The organism is Arenibacter sp. F26102 (genome assembly GCF_023015865.1).
GTDB lineage: Bacteria > Bacteroidota > Bacteroidia > Flavobacteriales > Flavobacteriaceae > Arenibacter.
In genome coordinates this window covers 334,889-353,027 of record NZ_JALKBC010000003.1, presented here as the reverse complement: position 1 = coordinate 353,027, position 18,139 = coordinate 334,889, and the positions used below count along the sequence as shown (strand labels likewise).

Sequence of the window (18,139 nt, the reverse complement as noted above, 5' to 3'; positions counted from 1 at the left end):
AATTTGATTTATACTCGTATCGTAAATGCCATTTTTTTAAAAGATACGGTTTAATTTAAGAGAGGCTAAAAGTTGTGCCGTCTTTACCGTCATTTAATTGAATGCCCATCTCTGCCAACTGGTCCCTTATTTTGTCCGATGTGGAAAAATCCTTATTGGCACGCGCTTCATTCCGCAACTGAATTAGAAGTCCAACCACATTGCTCAATTTATCCGAATTTTGTTCTGCATTATTTTGATCTTCCAATCCTAATATGTCAAAAACAAAATTGTGCATGGTCTCTGTTAGGAGCTCCTTGTCTTTTTCGGTTATAGTTTCCTTCCCTTCTTTTATTAAATTGATGTGTTTTACGGCTTCAAATAAATTGGCAGTTAGCATTGGGGTGTTAAAATCATCGTTCATGGCATCGTACCCCTTCTGTTTCCATTTCTCCACATTAAAGCTGGTTGATGTGGCCGTAGACAGTTTTTCCAAGTTGCTAATTGCATCCATCAGCTTTTGATACCCTTTTTCAGATGCCAACAGGGCTTCGTCGCTTAGGTCCAAAATACTGGTATAATGTGCCTGCATCATAAAAAAGCGTACTGCCGATGGTGTGTATGGTTTGCTGAGGATGTTATTCTCCCCAGAAAACATCTCATTGGGCAATATGTTGTTACCGGTAGATTTGGCCATTTTTTTGCCATTCAAGGTCAGCATGTTGGCGTGTAACCAGTATTTTACTGGAGCATGTCCATTACAAGCTTCAGCTTGGGCAATTTCACATTCATGATGTGGAAATTTAAGATCCATACCGCCACCATGTATGTCAAAAGTTTCTCCCAAGTATTTTGTGCTCATGGCTGTGCATTCCAAATGCCAGCCGGGAAAACCATCTCCCCATGGTGAAGGCCAGCGCATAATATGCTGAACTTCCGCCTTTTTCCATAAAGCAAAATCCTGTGGACTCTTTTTTTCGTCCTGTGCAGCCAATTCACGGGTATTGGCGATCATATCTTCCAATTTCCGCCCGCTCAGTTTGCCATACTCATTGGTTTTATTGAATTTTTCAACATCGAAATATACAGAACCATTGATTTCATAAGCATATCCCTTTTCTAGAATATTTTTTATGATTTCAATTTGCTCAATAATATGTCCCGTTGCAGTTGGTTCAATGCTGGGGGGTAAAAAATTGAATTTTTGCAGAATGTTGTGGAAATCCAATGTGTATTGTTGTACTACTTCCATGGGTTCCAATTGTTCCAATCGCGCTTTTTTTGCGATCTTATCCTCGCCGTCTTCTGCATCGTTTTCCAAATGCCCGGCGTCTGTAATATTCCGGACGTAGCGTACCTTGTATCCCAAATGCTTTAAATACCTGAAAATCATATCGAAAGACATGAAGGTTCGGCAGTTACCCAAGTGAACATTGCTGTAAACGGTAGGTCCGCAGACGTACATGCCCACATGTCCCTCGTTTAACGGTTCAAAATCTTCCTTTTTTCCTGAAAGGGAATTATAAACTTTTAATTTTTGAGTTCGGTACAAAGGCATTTTTATGCGGGACGATTAAAATTTAGTATCAATGTTTATATAGTCCAAAAATTCACGTCTTACGGCCTCGTCTTTAAATTTTCCGCCGTATTCGGCTGTTACCGTACTACTTTCAATATCGCGTATGCCTCGAGAGTTTACACATAAATGTTTGGCGTCTATAACACAGGCAACGTCTTCCGTGCCCAAAACCTGTTGAAGTTCCCGCACAATCTGAATGGTAAGTCGCTCTTGTACCTGTGGTCTTTTGGCGTAAAAATCTACGATCCTGTTCATTTTGGACAAGCCTACCACAGTGCCTTTGGAAATATAGGCAACATGGGCTTTGCCAACTATAGGTAGTAAATGGTGTTCACAGGTGGAGTAGAGTGTAATGTTTTTTTCAACTAACATTTCACCATACTTGTATTTATTATCGAAGGTGGAAGATTTTGGCCGTCGTTTTGGATTTAGTCCTCCAAAAATTTCTTGTACGAACATTTTGGCTACCCTATTCGGAGTTCCCTTTAGGCTGTCGTCATCAAGGTCGAGGCCCAAAGTCAGCATTATTTCGTTTACGCTGCCTCTTATACGAGCTATTTTTTCTTCATCACTTAGCACAAATGCATCCTTACGTAAAGGTGTGTCTTCAGCAGCGGAAACGTGATCGTCTCCCAGCTCTTCAAAATGCTTTTCCAATGCGTTGTCGATTTTCATTAAAATATTGCTTTTTAAGGCAGCAAAGATATACATTATATGCCACTTTATACCATGTTTGCCTTGTTACACAACATAAATTAGTGTTAACTGGAATAGGAGGTTACTTTTGAAATTCCCAAATATTGTAGGTATTCATGAACAGGTTGGTTGTCGTTTTTGGTGTTATTTGGTTTCTAGGTACCGCTTTGGCCACGGCCCAAGTGGCATCGGATTGTTCAAATGCAGTGCCTATCTGTAATAGTACTCCAGTGAATGGAGGTACCAACGGTTTTGGGGCCGACGACTTTAAAGGGGCTGCCAAATCCGGTTGTTTGGAAAAAACACTTTCCGGGGCAATTGAATCAAACGCTGCTTGGTATAGATTTAGGACAGGTGCTTCTGGGCAATTGGGGTTTAATATTGGGTTTGATTCCAAAGAGGATTGGGACTTTGCACTTTATAAAGCCAGTGATTGCAATTCTCTCGGCGACCCAGTTAGATGTAATTTTTTTGATAATAGAGAGGCCAATAGTTTTATTGGTGTAGGGGAGGATCCCAAAGGTGCTGTCAATAACGTTCAATATGAGGAATGGTTGGAGGTATTGCCGGGGGAGGATTATTACTTATTGGTCAACAATTTTAGTAATATCAATTCGGGATTTTCTATACAATTCACAGGTCAAATTTTTGTCAGCAACCCCTATGATGCATTGGACTGCTCAATAATAAGTAATCTTTTGGGACCCCCAATTGCGGCTTGTGACAACGAAAACATTGTTTTGGATGCCACTACTGCTGATGTGGTGAGTTATACATGGTACAAGGATATTGGAAATGGTTATTCCCTAATTTCAGGAGAGGTTTCTGCTACACTAACGGTCTTGGTTGCTGCTTTTTACAGGGTGGAAGTAATTACACAATCCCAGAATAATATAATTAGCGATGTTCAGGTAGGTTTTTCTACAGCACCTACAACATCTAGCGTAAATGATGAAAACACCTGCCTGGATGCCCAATACTATGATTTAAGTAAAAAGGACCAAATGGCATTGGGTGGGCAATCCGAAGAAGAGGTAATTATATCTTATCACGCCAATAGTGCCAATGCTGATGCAGGAATAGATGCATTGCCTTTGGAATATAAATTGGTGACAGGGGAACAACAGATTTATATTAGGGCAACCTCAGTGCAGAATCCTAGATGTTACGATGCTTCCCAAGACTTTAAATTAACCGTGCATGAACCTTTGGTTCCAGATTTTCCTTTGGAGGTCTTTCTGTGTGAAGGGGAGCTTAGTGCTGTTATAGGAGAGTTGTCCCCAGATCCAGACTACGATTATCAATGGAATACCGGCGAAATAACTTCCAGTATAATAGTTACTCAAGGCGGGGAATATTCTTTGAATATAAGTGATAAACTAGGTGTGTCCAAGTGCGAAAATACTTTTGTTATTACCGTTTATGCATCCAAGACGCCGCATATTAAGGAGGTTATTGTTGACGATTTGCAGGATAACAATACCGTTACCATTATACCTGAGAGGGAGGGTGATTTTGAATATCGTTTGGATGATGGGGCATATCAATCGGGAAATATATTCTATAACGTACTTCCCGGTGCGCATACAATAACTTTAAACGATTTAAATGGTTGCGGTTCTGCCACGGAAAGCATTGTTGTGGTGGGGTTTCCTAAATTTTTTACTCCCAACGGGGATGGGGCCAACGACGTTTGGAATATTGTAGGTATTTCAAGTTTGGAAGAGCCTATGCTTTTTGTATATGACAGATATGGAAAGTTGCTAAAACAACTGTCCCAAAATAGTATGGGTTGGGACGGAACCTATAATGGTGTGGCTTTGCCTTCCGGAGATTATTGGTTCAAGTTGAGCTTTCTGGATCAGAACGGGCAACGGACAATTGCAAAATATGTGAATAATCATTTTTCTTTAAAGCGTTAGTAGTGGTAGGTTAAAGGCCTCGGTCAAATTGTTTTTTAGTTAGGGTAAAAACTGAGTGGTCTGGGCAGGTAAAACACAGCATCCGCAGATTATGTTTTTGAGGATGTTTATTAATTTCAGCAGGAACAAGGGATGGCTCCTGTTTTGCGATAATTTATACCCTATTTATACTAAATCTTTTTCATAAGAGTTATTATACTTGACTTAAGTATATATTTAGCCCCAATACCTATGCGAACACTTGCCTGTTCTATTTGTCTTATATTTCTGTTTGTCAGTAATATAGGTGCGCAAAATTCACCTGATTGTAGGAGTGCTATTCCTGTTTGTGCCGATGGCCAGCCAATTATGCCAATTGTTGATGGCAGTGGTGATATAGACGATTTTGACCCTGATGAAATTCGGCAAAGTGGTTGTTTGGAGAAAGGAAGTGTAAGTTCTGCGAACATCGAAAACAACACCTCTTGGTTCGTTTTTAGAGCAGGTACAGGCGGTCAGGTAGGTTTTGATATTGAGGCTTTGCCGGTAACGGGTTCTACAATAACCGCGGAGTGGGACTTTGCTGTTTATGGTCCTTATGATCAGACCAGTGGGCAAAATTTCTGTTCGATTATAGGAAGTGGAGCAGAACCTATCCGTTGTAATTATGAAGCCAATAATACGCGTTTCACGGGAATAGGGATTAATCCGGAGAATGGGGATGTGGGTGCTCCTTTTTTAAAGCAAAGCCAAAACACATATGACGAATGGTTGGATGTACTCCCAGGAGAAATCTACTATATTTTCATTAATAATTTCAACACCAATTTCGATGATGATGCCGAGCAATTTTCATTGACTTTTACGGGTAGTTCGGTTGATGCCGATCAAGATAATGCGTTGGATTGTACCTTACGTGACGAATTTTTGGGATTGGATATAATTGCATGTGAGGATGATCCGGACATCACTTTATCTGCACAAAATTCTCCTTTTGGGCCGGATATAGCCAGTGTTGTTTGGACCGTAGATTATGAGGATGATGGTGTTATTGATGCAACCTTACCTGGGTCGGGACCTTCCAATGCCGAATTGGTGGTGAGCAGTCCTGATTCAGGTCGATATTTTGTTGAATTAACCAATAGTTTTGGAAATAATGTTGGCGATGATATATTGATCACCTTTTTCGGAACACCTGTCTTGCAGGAGGTAATCGTCAGGGACGACCTTTCTGATAATAATATTGTGGAAATAGTGGTGGCCAACCCGGATGGAAGTTACGAATATGCCTTAAACGGAGGTGAGTTTCAGGATGATCCTGTTTTTAACAATGTACCTCCAGGTGTAAATACAGTAATTATAAACGATAAAAATGGTTGTGGTACTACCGAGCCCATAGAATTCTTGGTGGTAGGTTACCCCAAGTTTTTTACGCCCAATGCCGATGGAATTCACGACCGGTGGAACGTATATGGTATTTCGACTTTGATAGACCCCGTAGTTTTTATATTTGATCGATATGGAAAACTGTTGAAGCAGATAGATGAAACAACTATTGGATGGGACGGTACCTTTAATGGAAGGCCTATGCCGTCATCGGACTATTGGTTTAGGATGGACTATTCCCGTGACGAAGATGGTATTATAGTGGCGCGATCTATTAGGACCCACTTTACTTTGAAGCGATAAATATATAACTCTAAAACAAAAAAAAAGACGGGACTTACCCGTCTTTTTTTTTGTTTGTAAATATTGTGTTAGTTAGAAATTAAGGGTGTATCCTAAACTTACTACAGAGTTCTTATTGGTAATGCTTGCCGGGGTAGGAAGTCCAACATCATAAAGTTGTTTGTTTATATCCTGTGTGGCGTAGTTGTAGGATAAGTCTAGCCTGCTCCCTCCAAAATTATAGCCAATTCCACCGGAATAACCATTCAAATCGCCTATGGTTCCTCCATTGGCATACGGACTTTGTTCAAATCTATATCCGGCCCTTAAGCTAAGTGCTTGAATTCTGTACTCCCCACCCAATCTAAAAGTGGATACAGTGCTTAATTTGTCTGATATAAATTGGTTTTCCGAGGCAAAACTTGGATCTGAACCAGGTCTTAATTCGGCCTTGGACATATCTTGATATCCATAGTCAAAACTTATTAGTCCATCCTGACCGAAAATTATGGCTAAACTGCCTGTTAGTTTAGCAGGTATTTTAATAGTGTAATCCTCGAAAACGTTAATGATATTAAAATTGATAAATGAAATATCACTATCTGCCAGATCTGAATTTATTCTTTGAGAGGTTTCATCCGATAATCGGTACCAGGTAGGGGATTGATAACTACCGCCAATCCTGAATGTCTCATTTAGTTTGCCAATGGCACCCACACTAAAGGAAAATCCACTTCCTTGAGTTCTTAAAAAGTTGTCGAAAGTTATGGTTTGAATTTCCGAATCGGCATCGAAACCTCTTTCCGTCAATTGGGTAAGTTTGTCTAGAAATACACTATGTATGTTCATCGAGGCTCCCAAATATAGATTGTCGCCATACTGCGAGGCCAGATTGGCCGTAAACTTGCTATTGTATCCAGAGCTGCTCTGCGAGTAATTCTGGTTAACGTTACTGTAGTTGGCGTTGGAGATGTAATCGGTATTGTTGTCGTCCGAAAAATCTACAGGGTCTATAATACCGCCATAGTAACCTAAAAATGCCTGTTGGTCCACAAACCCTAAGTTAGAACCGATGTCTAGATAGGCTTCTTCTATAAACTCATCATCCTGAATTAAAAGTGGTCCAAAAGGTACGCCATTGGCTAAATCCAAAAAGTAATTGTCGATACCCTGATTGCTATTGCCGGTAACAAAAAGGTCGTCGTCAAAACTTTTAATTAGGTCATAATTAAATGCCAGGGCAACCTTCCTCCAAGGTGAACTGCTGTTGGTGCTTTTAAAAACGAAAACCCCGCCTATTTGGTTAAGGTCTACTGAATTTAAAGAGGTGCTGGAGCTGCTATTGAAATAGGTAGCATCATTTTTAACGTTGTAGTTTGAACCTGTTAAGGATAGTAGGCTGTTGTTAAAAACAGCAGAACCTGCCGGATTTATATTTAAGGATGACAAATCCCCTCCCAATGCGCCAAAGGCACCATTTAATCCTTGAAATCGAGCTGTTCCGTAAGTACTCTCCCCGCTCAACCTTAAAACATCATTAATGTTCTGGGCACTGGCGAAGGCACATACCAATAGTAGAATGAAAGTGTAGTTCCTTTTCATTTTATTTATTTTAGAAAGTTTTTATTGAAATTAGGGCCATATTGTCTAGTTGCGTCTACCGCTACTTCTGCTGCTTGAAGTTGACGATGATCTTGAAGAAGAACTGCTAGAACTTCTTACGCTACCGCTGGAACTTCTGGAGCTACTGGAGCTTCTTACGTTGCCACTGGACGATCTAGATGGAGTACTACTGGAATTACTTCTATAGGTTCCACTTGATGATCGTGTTGGGCTTGAACTTCTGTAGGTTCCACTGGATGATCTTGAAGGTGTGCTTCCAGAACTTCTATAGGTAGAAGTCCTTGGGGCGGTACCTTTATAGGTGCTCCTGTTAGGCGTGCCGCTTCTATAGGTCTGATTACTTCTGGAGCTACTATTGTAGTTGGGAACAGTCCTAGTACTTCTGCTGGTACGATAGGATCTATTTCTTTCCAAGGCATCTACCCCTACATTGCTCCGTGAAGTGGAGCCGCTTCGGTTGATGTTGCTCCGCGAAGTAGTGCTTCTATATCTGTCTGAACTAGTTCGGTTTGCTGTGCTTATATTGGATCTACCTCTTAGAGCAGTGCTTCTTAAATTGGAATTGGAGTTGTACACGCCTCTTCTGCTGGCATTATAAGCATAACTTCTATTGTAGTAATTATTGCCATACCTATTTCGTGAATAGTAATAAGGATAGTGGCGATAAGGGTTGTAATAATAAGGAGAGTAGTAATATGGGCTATAAAATCCACCCCAACCATATGAATAACCGTATCCGCCCCATCCCCAGTTATTCCATCCATATCCATAACCTCTCCATCTCCAAGGATTGTGGTATCCGTAATAACCACCAAAGTAGCCTCCGTAAAAACCACTGTATCCCCATGCAAACGGTGAACCGCCCCAGCCCCAGTCATCATGTATATTTATATTTACTGTTGTTGCATTATCTCCCCATGAGCCATATCCGTTATAATCATTATAGTTGCCATTGTAACCCAAGTCCTGATTGTTGTTAAGGCTGTCATTTTGAACATCACTGTAGTATCCATCAACATCGGTAAATACTTCGCTATCCAGAATTTCCCCGTACTCATCGGCCTTTTGACCAAAATAATCCCCATAGGTATTCTGTTTAGGGGTATCTTGCTGAGTTCTTGGCTGATTGTTAACACGAACCCGCTCGGTCCTATTACTATAGATCCCATCATTATCGTAATATGAGGCTTGTTGGTAAGATCCGCAGGATGCCAATACTATACTAAGGAGTACAACAGTTGCTGCTATATGTATTCTTCGGTGGGGTAGAGAATGTATCATCGCTGTAAATTTAATTGTTGAACATTGTAAAAATAGTTAGTTTTGCCGAACTATTTCATTTAAATATAAGGTCGCAAGTTTTGTGCCAAACTTACTAGTATGGGTAAAAATTTAACGAAAAGAGCAGAGGATTATTCCAAATGGTATAATGAACTTGTTGTGAAAGCGGATTTAGCTGAAAATTCGGGAGTTAGGGGTTGTATGGTCATTAAACCTTATGGTTATGCCATTTGGGAAAAGATGCAGGCTCAATTGGATATAATGTTCAAGGAAACGGGTCACGAGAATGCCTATTTTCCATTGTTTATACCCAAGTCCTATTTGAGCAAAGAGGCAAGTCATGTGGAAGGTTTTGCAAAGGAGTGTGCCGTAGTTACCCACTATAGATTAAAAAATGCCGAGGATGGTAGTGGAATTATTGTAGACCCTGATGCCAAGTTGGAGGAAGAGCTTATTGTAAGACCAACATCGGAAACCATTATATGGGATACATATAGAAGATGGATCCAATCTTATCGCGATTTACCGCTTTTGATCAATCAATGGGCCAATGTGGTGCGTTGGGAAATGCGTACGCGTCTTTTCTTGCGAACGGCAGAATTTTTGTGGCAAGAGGGGCATACCGCTCATGCCACGGAAAAGGAAGCAATAGCCGAAGCAGAACAAATGATGAACATATATGCGGAATTTGTGGAGGATTACATGGCAGTGCCCGTTATAAAGGGAACCAAAACGGCCAGTGAACGGTTTGCCGGAGCTTTGGAGACCTATTGTATTGAAGCTTTAATGCAGGATGGTAAAGCCTTACAAGCAGGTACTTCCCATTTCTTGGGGCAAAATTTTGCAAAAGCTTTTGATGTAAAGTTTGCAACTAAAGAAGGAGTTCAGGAATACGTATGGGCAACCTCTTGGGGAGTTTCCACAAGATTAATGGGGGCATTGATAATGACCCATAGCGATGATAACGGACTGGTTTTGCCTCCAAAACTAGCTCCAATACAAGTGGTAATTGTTCCTATATACAAAGGAGAAGATCAATTGGATGCCATTTCGGAAAGAGTGGCTCCTTTGGTAAAGGAATTGCGATCTAAAGGAATCTCGGTGAAATATGACAATAGGGATACCCATAAACCTGGATTTAAGTTTAATGAGTACGAGTTGAAAGGAGTGCCGGTTCGGTTGGCCATTGGGCAAAGGGATATGGATAATGGCACTTTTGAGGTGGCAAGAAGGGATACTTTTGAAAAAGAAACCGTAAAGGCTAATGAAGTAGTGGCAAAAATTGAATTTTTGATGGAAGATATTCAGACAAATATTCATAATAAGGCCTTGGAGCACAGAAGAACGCACATTACCGAGGTGAATTCTTATGAGGAGTTTAAGGAAGTGTTGGAAAATAAAGGTGGATTCCTGTCAGCACATTGGGATGGAACTCCGGAAACGGAAGAATTGATCAAAGAACAAACAAAAGCTACTATTCGCTGCATTCCTATTGATGTTAAAAAGGAAGTTGGTGTCTGCATGGTAACAGGAAAACCATCTTCAAATAGAGTGCTTTTTGCCAAAGCGTATTAAAAGATTTTAAAAAATTTTATTTAGGTCTTGCGATAGTAAAAAATAATTGTATTTTTGCATCCGCAATTATGCGATTTAATGGTCCGTTCGTCTAGGGGTTAGGACGCCAGGTTTTCATCCTGGTAACAGGGGTTCGATTCCCCTACGGACTACTAAGGTTATTTTGAAATTTTGGTGTGTTGATTTCGACCTTAAAATTGTGTCAATACATAAAGCCAAAAAATGGTCCGTTCGTCTAGGGGTTAGGACGCCAGGTTTTCATCCTGGTAACAGGGGTTCGATTCCCCTACGGACTACACAGTAGATTTCGGGGTTTATCCCACTAAAAAATTAATTAAATAGAAAATGGCAAATCACAAGTCAGCATTAAAGAGGATTAGAAGGAACGAAGCAGTGAGGTTACGTAACAGGTATCAGCATAAAACAACCCGTAACGCTATCAGAAGATTGCGTACAGAGGAAGATAAGAAAGCTGCTGAAACTTTGTTGCCAAGTGTGGTAAGTATGATCGATAGATTGGCTAAGCGCAATATTATCCATTCCAATAAAGCTGCAAACTTAAAAGGTAAGTTGACCAAGCAAGTAGCTGCGCTATAAGTTTTGTAATTTATAATATGGAACGCCCTTCGTAAGAATGGGCGTTTTTTTGTTTCTAAATTTTGCTGGTAAATTATTAGGGAACACGCTTGGATTTGTGCAATGTCACTAAACTATTAAAATTTCGTAATGTTTGTGGTATGCGTGGAGGAAGCGTAGGTAATTACAATGAATCATATTATATTGGACCTTCAATTTTAAATCAAAACTCATTGAAATCGGATATAATGGGATTACTTCAGGTCAAACATAAATTAGGCGTCATTTTATTTGTAATTATTTTGGGTTGCAAGACTAAGCACGAAAAAATTCCTCGTGATCACTCACTAAATAGTGAGCACTCGCATTCCCATTCCCATTATCCAGAACATGACGCGGTAGCTGCCCATAAATTAATGTTTCCTTCCCAAGTGCCAGACAGGGTAATTGCCAACTTAACAGCAGATCCAGCGCATAGCTTAGCTGTAAATTGGAGAACAGATCGGCGAATTGAAGCAGGTTTCATTGAAATTGCAGTCGCAACCGATGGTCCTGAGTTTTTGTTGAAAGATGTACGCAGAATTGAGGCCAAGAGTGAAATTTTTGAAAATCAGAACAGAAGGGAACCTCTGGTAAAGGCGATATACCATTCCGCAGTTGTAAATAGTCTGCAGCCGAAGACTACCTATGTTTACAGGGTAGGTGATGGAAAGGAAAATAGCGATGGTTGGAGTGAATGGTTTCAGTATACCACTGCTAGTGATATCTCCGGAGACCCCTTTAGCTTTATTTATTTTGGGGATGCCCAGAATAATGTCAAATCTTTATGGTCTAGGGTTATAAGAAATTCTTACCGAAAATTCCCAGAAGTAAACTTTATGTTGCACGCTGGTGATCTAATTAATGATAGGGATGCCAATCTGGAATGGGGCGAATGGTTTTATGCCGGTAGTTTTATTCATGCAACGGTACCCAGTATGATGACACCTGGAAACCATGAATATAGGGATGGCGTTCTAAGTTCCTTATGGCGGCCACAATTTACATTGCCAGAAAATGGTCCGGCAGATTATTTATCCGAAACTTGTTATGCTGTAGATTATCAGGATATGAAATTGATTTCAATAGATGCAGAAGGTTTTGATGAGATAATGGAATCCCGCGAATTACAAGTGCAATGGTTGGACTCCGTACTTAGGACCAACACCAAAAAATGGACCACAATTACCATGCATTATCCCATTTATTCAACGGCCAAAGGACGGGATAATAAGGAACTTCGGGAGGCATTAAAACCATTGATCGATAAATACAAAGTGGATTTGGTCTTGCAGGGGCATGACCATACCTATGCTAGGGGGTATGCGGATAATGAAGGTAAAGGGCTGACATTGGTTGATGATGCAGGTACCGTTTATGCGGTTTCGGTAAGTGGACCTAAAATGTACGAATCCCAGGACCAGGATTGGATGGTACAAAGGGGGGAGTACACTCAATTGTTTCAAATAATTACCGTTACCAAAGATACCATTAAATATGAGGCGTATACCCCTATAGGAAATCTCTATGATGCCTTTGATCTTATTAAAAAGGACGGCAAAAAACAACTGATCAATAGGGTTCCATCAAGCCCAATTCGGTTAAAAAAGGACTTTTTGGAAGAGGATAAGAAGTAATTTCGGTTCCCAAGGGAATATTGGTCCTATGGGGCCTCTGGTGTTACCGCGCCGGCATTACAGTGGAGCTGCGTTCACCGTATTGTGGCTTTGGATAAAGGGAAATAAAATAAAAAGTTCTATTGCCTTTTCTGTGGGTAAAAAAACTAACTAAACCTTTGCAAACGGTATTCTGTTGGGGTTACCCCTTTAATTTCTTTGAATTTTCTATTGAAGTTGGCTATAGTTCCAAATCCGCATTGTTCTGAAATATGGGAAATGGGGAGGTCCGGGTCGTTGTAAATTAGTTTACAGGCATTTTCGATACGGATTTCAATTAAAAACTGAAAAAAGGTTTTGTTGGTCCGCTTCTTGAAATATCTACAAAACGAATTTTTGTTCATATGGGCCTTATCTGCAATTTCTTCCAATGTAATAGGTTCGTGAAACATTTCCATGGCATACTTAAAAACATCGTTCATTCGTTTTCCTTCATCGTCGGTATAATTCTTTTTGTAAACAAAGGAAGAAAGAGGAGTGGTTTTGGCGGCACTTATTAAACTAATTATTTTTAAAAGCGTAGCTATCCTCTCTATCTTATTTTGATTGTTTAGTTTCTCGAATTGTTTAGTGATTTTCTTTTTTTTGGATAGTACCTTCATACCGTATTCTGAAGGTGTAAAAAAATCCTTGGCACCAGCCATATCCGTCAATTCGAAAAAATGTTTTCCAAAGGAGCTTTTATTAAAAAATAAGGAACACATGATAGATTCATCACTTTTGTTTAAATCGCTTTTAAAGACATGGGGAAGGTATCCTCCGATTACCAAAATATCGTTCTCCTTGTATTCGTTTATGGTGTCGGCTACCACAAATGATCCCGCCCCTTTTACGATAAGGCTTATTTGTATTTCTTGATGTTGGTGTAATTGGCCGTAAAATATCCTTTCCTGATCTTCTTGGTAGATGAGCGCTTCGTTTTTTGGCTTCGGAATTTTGAATGGAAGTACTTTCAAAACTTGTTTTTTGCAAATATTGTTATAAATTTTGATATGTATTGCAGTATGGGGTAATATAGTTTAATAATAGGCTTTTCGGGAAAAGATCTATTCTTCTAAAATATGAAGGTCAGAAAAAAAAGAAACCCACCTACGTTAAAAATTCAAGGATGTTTATTGGGATTATCAATAGAAATTCAAGAGGGCAGTGTATAGGTTTCGGTGGGATATTCTGTGGGAGCTCTTTAAGCTCTGTTTGTAAATAAGAAACCCCGCAGCTATTATTGCTGGTTCTTTTTTATTTCCAAAATTATGAGCAAGCCCGATTTTTCCGTAAAAAAAAGAACCACGTCTAAAAAGACGTGGTTTCTTGCTTGTGGTGACCTCGACTGGATTCAAACCAGTAACCTTCTGAGCCGTAATCAGATGCGCTATTCAGTTGCGCCACGAGGCCAATATGAAAATTCATTTTTCCCGTTTAACGGGCTGCAAATATATTTCTTTTTAAATTTACCACAAAATTACAACAGCAAAATAAATGGATTTTAAAAAATATGTGCGGGATATCCCAAATTTCCCTGAGGAAGGAATTACTTTTAAAGATATTACACCCCTATTGCAGGATGCCAGTGCCTTGTCCGGAGCTGGGGATGCCTTATTTAAATTGATTGCAAATATGGAGATAGATAAGGTGGTGGGTATGGAAAGTAGAGGGTTTATCTTTGCTCCTTTATTGGCTACCCGCCTTAATGCTGGATTTGTTCCGGTAAGAAAACGAGGAAAATTGCCTCATCAAATAATTGGCGAATCCTACGAATTGGAATATGGAACCGATGTGCTTGAAATTCACGTTGATAGTATATTAAAAGGGGAGAGAGTACTTATTCATGATGATGTCTTGGCCACTGGAGGAACGGCTAAAGCTGTTTGTAAACTAATAGAAAAGTTAGGAGGAGAAGTGGTTCAATGCAATTTTTTAATGGAACTTGATTTTTTAAAGGGTAGGGAGAAATTGTCCGGCTACTCTGTTGCGTCCCTTATAAAGTATTAATCCAAGGCGTTTGTGGTTACCAGGTAACGCCAACCTATAATTGCCATTTGAAGTTTTGTGGCCTTGGAAAGGTCCAGCTGTTTTTTCGAATAAGATGGTAACAACAACTTATTTATTTTTGCCAAAAGTTTAAAGAAAGCCTTTTTCATCCTTTAATATTATTTTTATGGGTATGTTCCTAAAATTAGTTATTTGTCCAATTGGATATACTTACAAATATAGGGACTAAGAAAAGAAAAGGATTCCAAGGTTTTGACTTATTGGTCAATATACCGGTGAGAAGGAGGTGTTGACGATTAAATGTGGATAATGCCACAAGTTATTCCCTAAATATTGCGAGTTGTAGAATAAAACGTATTTTTGCGCAAAATTTTAAAGTAATGAGTACAAATAGAACATTTACCATGTTAAAGCCAGATGCCGTTGAGAATGGGCATATTGGTGGAATTTTGGACAAAATAACATCGGCCGGATTTAAGATCGTGGCAATGAAATACACGCAATTGAGCAAAAGGGATGCCCAAGCGTTTTATGCAATACATAAGGAGCGTCCTTTTTTTGGGGAATTGGTCGATTTTATGACTAGGGGTCCAATTGTATCCGCGATATTGGAGAAGGATAATGCCGTTGAAGATTTTCGTGCCCTGATCGGTGCAACAAATCCTGCAGACGCAGCAGAAGGTACTATTCGTAAATTGTTTGCTACTTCAATAGCGGAAAATGCAGTTCATGGTTCTGATAGTGATGAAAATGCAGCCATAGAAGGTGCTTTTCATTTTGCTGGAAGGGAGATTTTCTAAGAACTTATTTTTATATAATTAAAAACCACGCCGGAAGGCGTGGTTTTTTTGTTAATGTATAGCACATACTTATCTCAGAACAATTTTTGTGATTAGATTTTTCCCCAATTCCTCGTTCAATAACTTTATGATTTTCGACTTGCCCAGGCTTAGCTCCTCCCTTAACACAGAGGAGGAAAGGGATACAAAAAGGGTGTCGCTCCTTAATTCTATGGCCGTAGTATAATTATTTACGCCGTTGCCCATTAAATTTATCCACGCTTCACGTGCATTTACACGATCCATTCCCTTTTGTAATTTATTTTCAGAAATAAATTCCTGTAAAGCTTCACCTAGGCGAAGGTTGTCATTTTTTCTCTTTGCCATTTTTACTCAATATTAATGGGTTCAAATCTTTTGTAGTGGTATTTTATGTTTTCCTCACTTAGAACTGTAAAGTTATCCTCTGATAGATTTACAATTTTTTCATGCCATTCGCTCAGATCTGTTGCATAGTTTATGGTGAAAACACCGTCCTTCTCATAAATAGTAAACATTTCCGCATCATTGGAAGTATCGTAGGTTCCATTGAATTTTGGTTGAACCTTTTTTCGATATCCCTTTAGGTCGTTTATTTCAATGTAGTCTATACTGGTATTAACGGTGTATTCCTTTTCGGTGCCATCCGGAAAAGAAACTTTTTCTATCTCCCAGTAGCCGTTCAGATAAGGCAGATCTAGTTGGTTTACTTTGTTTTGGCAACCTATAAGACCAATGAGGGCAATAAAATAACAGACATATCGCATATTACAATTTAAATATTTTATAGGATTGGTGTATCTTCTTTACAACCTCTTCCGTTCTATCCGCATGAGTGTCACTTAGGAATATTTGACCAAAATTATCTTCGTCTACCAAATGAATGATATGTGCCACCCTGTTTTCATCCAATTTGTCAAAAATATCATCCAAAAGTAACAAAGGCGTAGTCCCGGCCTGTTTCTTTATAAAGTAAAACTGTGCCAATTTTAAGGCTATCAAAAAAGATTTTTGTTGTCCCTGACTTCCGAATTTCTTTATGGGATGCCCGTTTATCTCAAAGTTAAGGTCGTCTTTATGTGTGCCAACACTTGTATATTGCAGCGCTCTATCCTTTTCTAGATTTCGCTCCAATAAAGTTAATAGATCATTGTCCAATAACTTACTATCATATGTTAAATCTACAGGTTCCTTACCTCCTGAAATAGCAAGGTATTGTTCCTTGAATATGGGTATAAACGCTTCCAGAAATTCGGACCTTTTGGCGAATATTCTACTGCCGTATTCCTGAAGTTGGTCATTGTATACCGCCAAGCTTGTCTTGTCAAAAGTTTGGTTGACCGCAAAATACTTCAGGAGCGAATTTCTCTGGCTAAGGGTTTTGTTGTATTTGATCAGATTTTGCAGGTATTCCTTGTCGGATTGGGAAATGACCCCGTCCATGAATTTTCTACGTGTTTCACTACCTTCTATTATTAAATCGCGATCAGCTGGGGAAATAATAACCAAGGGAAGAAAACCTATATGATCGGAGAATTTTTCGTAGGCCTTGCCGTTGCGTTTTATAATTTTTTTCAGCCCTTTTTTAAGGCTGCAAAGAATCTTTTCCTCTCTGTCGTTTTTATGGAATTCCCCATCAATAACGAAAAAATCCTCATCGTGTTTTATATTTTGGGTCGCCACCGGGTTAAAGTAACTTTTTCCAAAGGAAAGATGGTAAATGGCATCTAAAACGTTCGTCTTTCCAACGCCATTATCACCCACGAAACAGTTGATTTTAGAGTCGAATTCGAAATTTTCGGAAGCAAAGTTTTTATAATTAATAAGTGATAATTTCTTTAGAAACATTCTGGGTCGTAAAAAATTTATTTTCAATTCTTCTCGGAAACTATAAAATATCCAAAAATAACGAATAAATACCCGTTCGGTTTTGGATAAAAACTTTATTTTTGCGCGATTAATAAAATTCAAAAATGGCAACTTACAAGAAAAGAGGTTTTAAACCAAAAAATAAAGAGGAGGAGATTTTGTTGGATGAGCAGGAAAGTACAACTGCCGAGGTATTTAGTTCCTTGGATGAAGGCGCATCCAGATCAGAGGAGTGGGTTTCCCGAAATCAAAATTATATTCTTGGAGTAATTGGGGTAATTGCCGTAGCCGTTTTGGGATATATGGCCTACTTTCAATTTGTGGAGAAGCCAAAGGAAGCAAGTGCTGCAAACGAGATGCTATATCCTCAGCAGTATTTTGATCAAGCATTATCGGCCACTGCCGAAAAGGATTCCTTGTTTACCCTTGCCTTGAACGGGGCGGAAGGTAAATATGGTTTTTTGGATATTATTGAAGAGTACAATGGTACTACGGCTGCCAATTTGGCTAAATATTCAGCGGGGATGGCTTTTTTGAATATGCAGAAGTACGATGAGGCCATTAAGTACTTAGAAGGATTTTCTTCCGATGATTTGATCTTGGGTGCCTTGGCTAAAGGAGGATTGGGCGATGCTTTTCTTCAATTGAATCAGCCTAGCGATGCTTTGGGATACTACGAGCAGGCTTTTGCCCATAGTGCCAATGACTTTACAACTCCGAAATTTTTATATAAAGCGGGTGTTACCGCATTGGAATTGAAGGAAAATGATAAGGCACTAAAATATTTCCAAAGAATAAAGGACGAATATCCTAGCTCTGATGAGGCTAGAACTATAGATGCATTTATAGGTAAGGCAAAAAATAAATAGT

The 18,139-nt window shown here is 39.4% G+C and carries 17 protein-coding genes and 3 tRNA genes; 10 read left to right on the top strand and 10 right to left on the bottom strand.

The window, feature by feature from the left end; all coding sequences use genetic code 11:
- Positions 1-55 precede the first annotated feature (55 nt).
- Positions 56-1,537, bottom strand: a complete 1,482-nt coding sequence (gene cysS, locus MWU78_RS05805) for a cysteine--tRNA ligase (RefSeq protein WP_246995856.1) — start codon at positions 1,535-1,537, stop codon at positions 56-58.
- A 15-nt stretch (positions 1,538-1,552) separates the two neighbouring features.
- Positions 1,553-2,233 (bottom strand): GTP cyclohydrolase I FolE, encoded by a 681-nt coding sequence (folE, locus tag MWU78_RS05800; RefSeq protein ID WP_246995854.1) that lies wholly within the window; start codon positions 2,231-2,233, stop codon positions 1,553-1,555.
- A gap of 137 nt (positions 2,234-2,370) precedes the next feature.
- On the opposite strand from folE, the gene MWU78_RS05795 reads away from it, so the two are divergent.
- Positions 2,371-4,176 carry a T9SS type B sorting domain-containing protein gene (locus MWU78_RS05795; protein WP_246995852.1) on the top strand — a complete coding sequence of 602 codons (1,806 nt, stop codon included), beginning with the start codon at positions 2,371-2,373 and terminating at the stop codon, positions 4,174-4,176.
- A gap of 231 nt (positions 4,177-4,407) precedes the next feature.
- Positions 4,408-5,844, top strand: coding sequence for a T9SS type B sorting domain-containing protein (locus MWU78_RS05790; protein ID WP_246995850.1), 1,437 nt, complete (start codon positions 4,408-4,410; stop codon positions 5,842-5,844).
- Positions 5,845-5,916: 72 nt separating this feature from the next.
- Here MWU78_RS05790 and MWU78_RS05785 read toward each other — a convergent pair whose 3' ends face one another.
- Both MWU78_RS05785 and MWU78_RS05780 read right to left on the bottom strand, forming a co-directional pair.
- Entirely contained in the window at positions 5,917-7,425 is a 1,509-nt protein-coding gene (locus MWU78_RS05785; RefSeq protein ID WP_246995848.1) for an outer membrane protein transport protein, read from the bottom strand.
- A 45-nt stretch (positions 7,426-7,470) separates the two neighbouring features.
- Complete coding sequence (locus tag MWU78_RS05780) at positions 7,471-8,727, bottom strand: hypothetical protein (protein ID WP_246996019.1); 1,257 nt, start codon at positions 8,725-8,727, stop codon at positions 7,471-7,473.
- 99 nt (positions 8,728-8,826) lie between these two features.
- On the opposite strand from MWU78_RS05780, the gene proS reads away from it, so the two are divergent.
- The 5 genes from proS to MWU78_RS05755 all read left to right on the top strand — a co-directional run bounded on the left by proS (position 8,827) and on the right by MWU78_RS05755 (position 12,554).
- Positions 8,827-10,302 carry a proline--tRNA ligase gene (gene proS, locus MWU78_RS05775; RefSeq protein WP_246995846.1) on the top strand — a complete coding sequence of 492 codons (1,476 nt, stop codon included), beginning with the start codon at positions 8,827-8,829 and terminating at the stop codon, positions 10,300-10,302.
- An 80-nt stretch (positions 10,303-10,382) separates the two neighbouring features.
- Positions 10,383-10,454 (top strand) — tRNA-Glu (locus MWU78_RS05770).
- Positions 10,455-10,526: 72 nt separating this feature from the next.
- A tRNA-Glu gene (locus MWU78_RS05765) sits at positions 10,527-10,598 on the top strand.
- A gap of 49 nt (positions 10,599-10,647) precedes the next feature.
- Complete coding sequence (gene rpsT / locus MWU78_RS05760) at positions 10,648-10,899, top strand: 30S ribosomal protein S20 (protein WP_187581667.1); 252 nt, start codon at positions 10,648-10,650, stop codon at positions 10,897-10,899.
- A 140-nt stretch (positions 10,900-11,039) separates the two neighbouring features.
- Positions 11,040-12,554: a metallophosphoesterase family protein gene (locus tag MWU78_RS05755; protein ID WP_246995844.1), complete on the top strand. Its 1,515-nt coding sequence runs from the start codon at positions 11,040-11,042 to the stop codon at positions 12,552-12,554.
- Positions 12,555-12,700: 146 nt separating this feature from the next.
- Here MWU78_RS05755 and MWU78_RS05750 read toward each other — a convergent pair whose 3' ends face one another.
- Positions 12,701-13,549, bottom strand: coding sequence for an AraC family transcriptional regulator (locus MWU78_RS05750; RefSeq protein WP_246995842.1), 849 nt, complete (start codon positions 13,547-13,549; stop codon positions 12,701-12,703).
- 359 nt (positions 13,550-13,908) lie between these two features.
- Positions 13,909-13,985 (bottom strand) — tRNA-Arg (locus MWU78_RS05745).
- A gap of 84 nt (positions 13,986-14,069) precedes the next feature.
- Here MWU78_RS05745 and MWU78_RS05740 point away from each other — a divergent pair.
- Complete coding sequence (locus MWU78_RS05740; RefSeq protein ID WP_246995840.1) at positions 14,070-14,582, top strand: adenine phosphoribosyltransferase; 513 nt, start codon at positions 14,070-14,072, stop codon at positions 14,580-14,582.
- Here MWU78_RS05740 and MWU78_RS05735 read toward each other — a convergent pair.
- The gene (locus MWU78_RS05735) at positions 14,579-14,731 is read right to left on the bottom strand and encodes an SsrA-binding protein (protein WP_246995838.1); all 153 of its coding nucleotides are present in this window, start codon (positions 14,729-14,731) and stop codon (positions 14,579-14,581) included. The two genes, MWU78_RS05740 and MWU78_RS05735, sit on opposite strands and share 4 nt — an antisense overlap.
- 231 nt (positions 14,732-14,962) lie before the next feature.
- On the opposite strand from MWU78_RS05735, the gene MWU78_RS05730 reads away from it, so the two are divergent.
- Positions 14,963-15,382, top strand: coding sequence for a nucleoside-diphosphate kinase (locus MWU78_RS05730; RefSeq protein ID WP_103440330.1), 420 nt, complete (start codon positions 14,963-14,965; stop codon positions 15,380-15,382).
- A 69-nt stretch (positions 15,383-15,451) separates the two neighbouring features.
- Here MWU78_RS05730 and MWU78_RS05725 read toward each other — a convergent pair whose 3' ends face one another.
- From MWU78_RS05725 to MWU78_RS05715, 3 genes are read right to left on the bottom strand one after another with little or no spacing between them, the layout of a single operon-like run.
- Positions 15,452-15,748 (bottom strand): DUF721 domain-containing protein, encoded by a 297-nt coding sequence (locus tag MWU78_RS05725; protein ID WP_187587736.1) that lies wholly within the window; start codon positions 15,746-15,748, stop codon positions 15,452-15,454.
- Positions 15,749-15,750: 2 nt separating this feature from the next.
- Positions 15,751-16,167 (bottom strand): lipocalin family protein, encoded by a 417-nt coding sequence (locus tag MWU78_RS05720; RefSeq protein WP_246995836.1) that lies wholly within the window; start codon positions 16,165-16,167, stop codon positions 15,751-15,753.
- A 1-nt stretch (position 16,168) separates the two neighbouring features.
- Positions 16,169-17,248: a DNA replication/repair protein RecF gene (locus tag MWU78_RS05715; RefSeq protein WP_246995834.1), complete on the bottom strand. Its 1,080-nt coding sequence runs from the start codon at positions 17,246-17,248 to the stop codon at positions 16,169-16,171.
- A gap of 125 nt (positions 17,249-17,373) precedes the next feature.
- Here MWU78_RS05715 and MWU78_RS05710 point away from each other — a divergent pair, with 125 nt between their 5' ends.
- Complete coding sequence (locus MWU78_RS05710) at positions 17,374-18,138, top strand: tetratricopeptide repeat protein (protein WP_246995832.1); 765 nt, start codon at positions 17,374-17,376, stop codon at positions 18,136-18,138.
- Position 18,139: the final 1 nt, after the last annotated feature.

Coding starts and splice junctions, on each gene's coding strand:
- MWU78_RS05710 (WP_246995832.1), top strand. CDS start 17,374: ATGGCAACTTACAAGAAAAGAGGTTTTAAACCAAAAAATAAAGAGGAG.
- folE (WP_246995854.1), bottom strand. CDS start 2,233: ATGAAAATCGACAACGCATTGGAAAAGCATTTTGAAGAGCTGGGAGAC.
- MWU78_RS05735 (WP_246995838.1), bottom strand. CDS start 14,731: ATGAAAAAGGCTTTCTTTAAACTTTTGGCAAAAATAAATAAGTTGTTG.
- MWU78_RS05715 (WP_246995834.1), bottom strand. CDS start 17,248: ATGTTTCTAAAGAAATTATCACTTATTAATTATAAAAACTTTGCTTCC.
- proS (WP_246995846.1), top strand. CDS start 8,827: ATGGGTAAAAATTTAACGAAAAGAGCAGAGGATTATTCCAAATGGTAT.
- MWU78_RS05740 (WP_246995840.1), top strand. CDS start 14,070: ATGGATTTTAAAAAATATGTGCGGGATATCCCAAATTTCCCTGAGGAA.
- MWU78_RS05780 (WP_246996019.1), bottom strand. CDS start 8,727: ATGATACATTCTCTACCCCACCGAAGAATACATATAGCAGCAACTGTT.
- MWU78_RS05795 (WP_246995852.1), top strand. CDS start 2,371: ATGAACAGGTTGGTTGTCGTTTTTGGTGTTATTTGGTTTCTAGGTACC.
- MWU78_RS05790 (WP_246995850.1), top strand. CDS start 4,408: ATGCGAACACTTGCCTGTTCTATTTGTCTTATATTTCTGTTTGTCAGT.
- MWU78_RS05730 (WP_103440330.1), top strand. CDS start 14,963: ATGAGTACAAATAGAACATTTACCATGTTAAAGCCAGATGCCGTTGAG.
- rpsT (WP_187581667.1), top strand. CDS start 10,648: ATGGCAAATCACAAGTCAGCATTAAAGAGGATTAGAAGGAACGAAGCA.
- MWU78_RS05785 (WP_246995848.1), bottom strand. CDS start 7,425: ATGAAAAGGAACTACACTTTCATTCTACTATTGGTATGTGCCTTCGCC.
- cysS (WP_246995856.1), bottom strand. CDS start 1,537: ATGCCTTTGTACCGAACTCAAAAATTAAAAGTTTATAATTCCCTTTCA.
- MWU78_RS05755 (WP_246995844.1), top strand. CDS start 11,040: ATGCGTGGAGGAAGCGTAGGTAATTACAATGAATCATATTATATTGGA.
- MWU78_RS05725 (WP_187587736.1), bottom strand. CDS start 15,748: ATGGCAAAGAGAAAAAATGACAACCTTCGCCTAGGTGAAGCTTTACAG.
- MWU78_RS05720 (WP_246995836.1), bottom strand. CDS start 16,167: ATGCGATATGTCTGTTATTTTATTGCCCTCATTGGTCTTATAGGTTGC.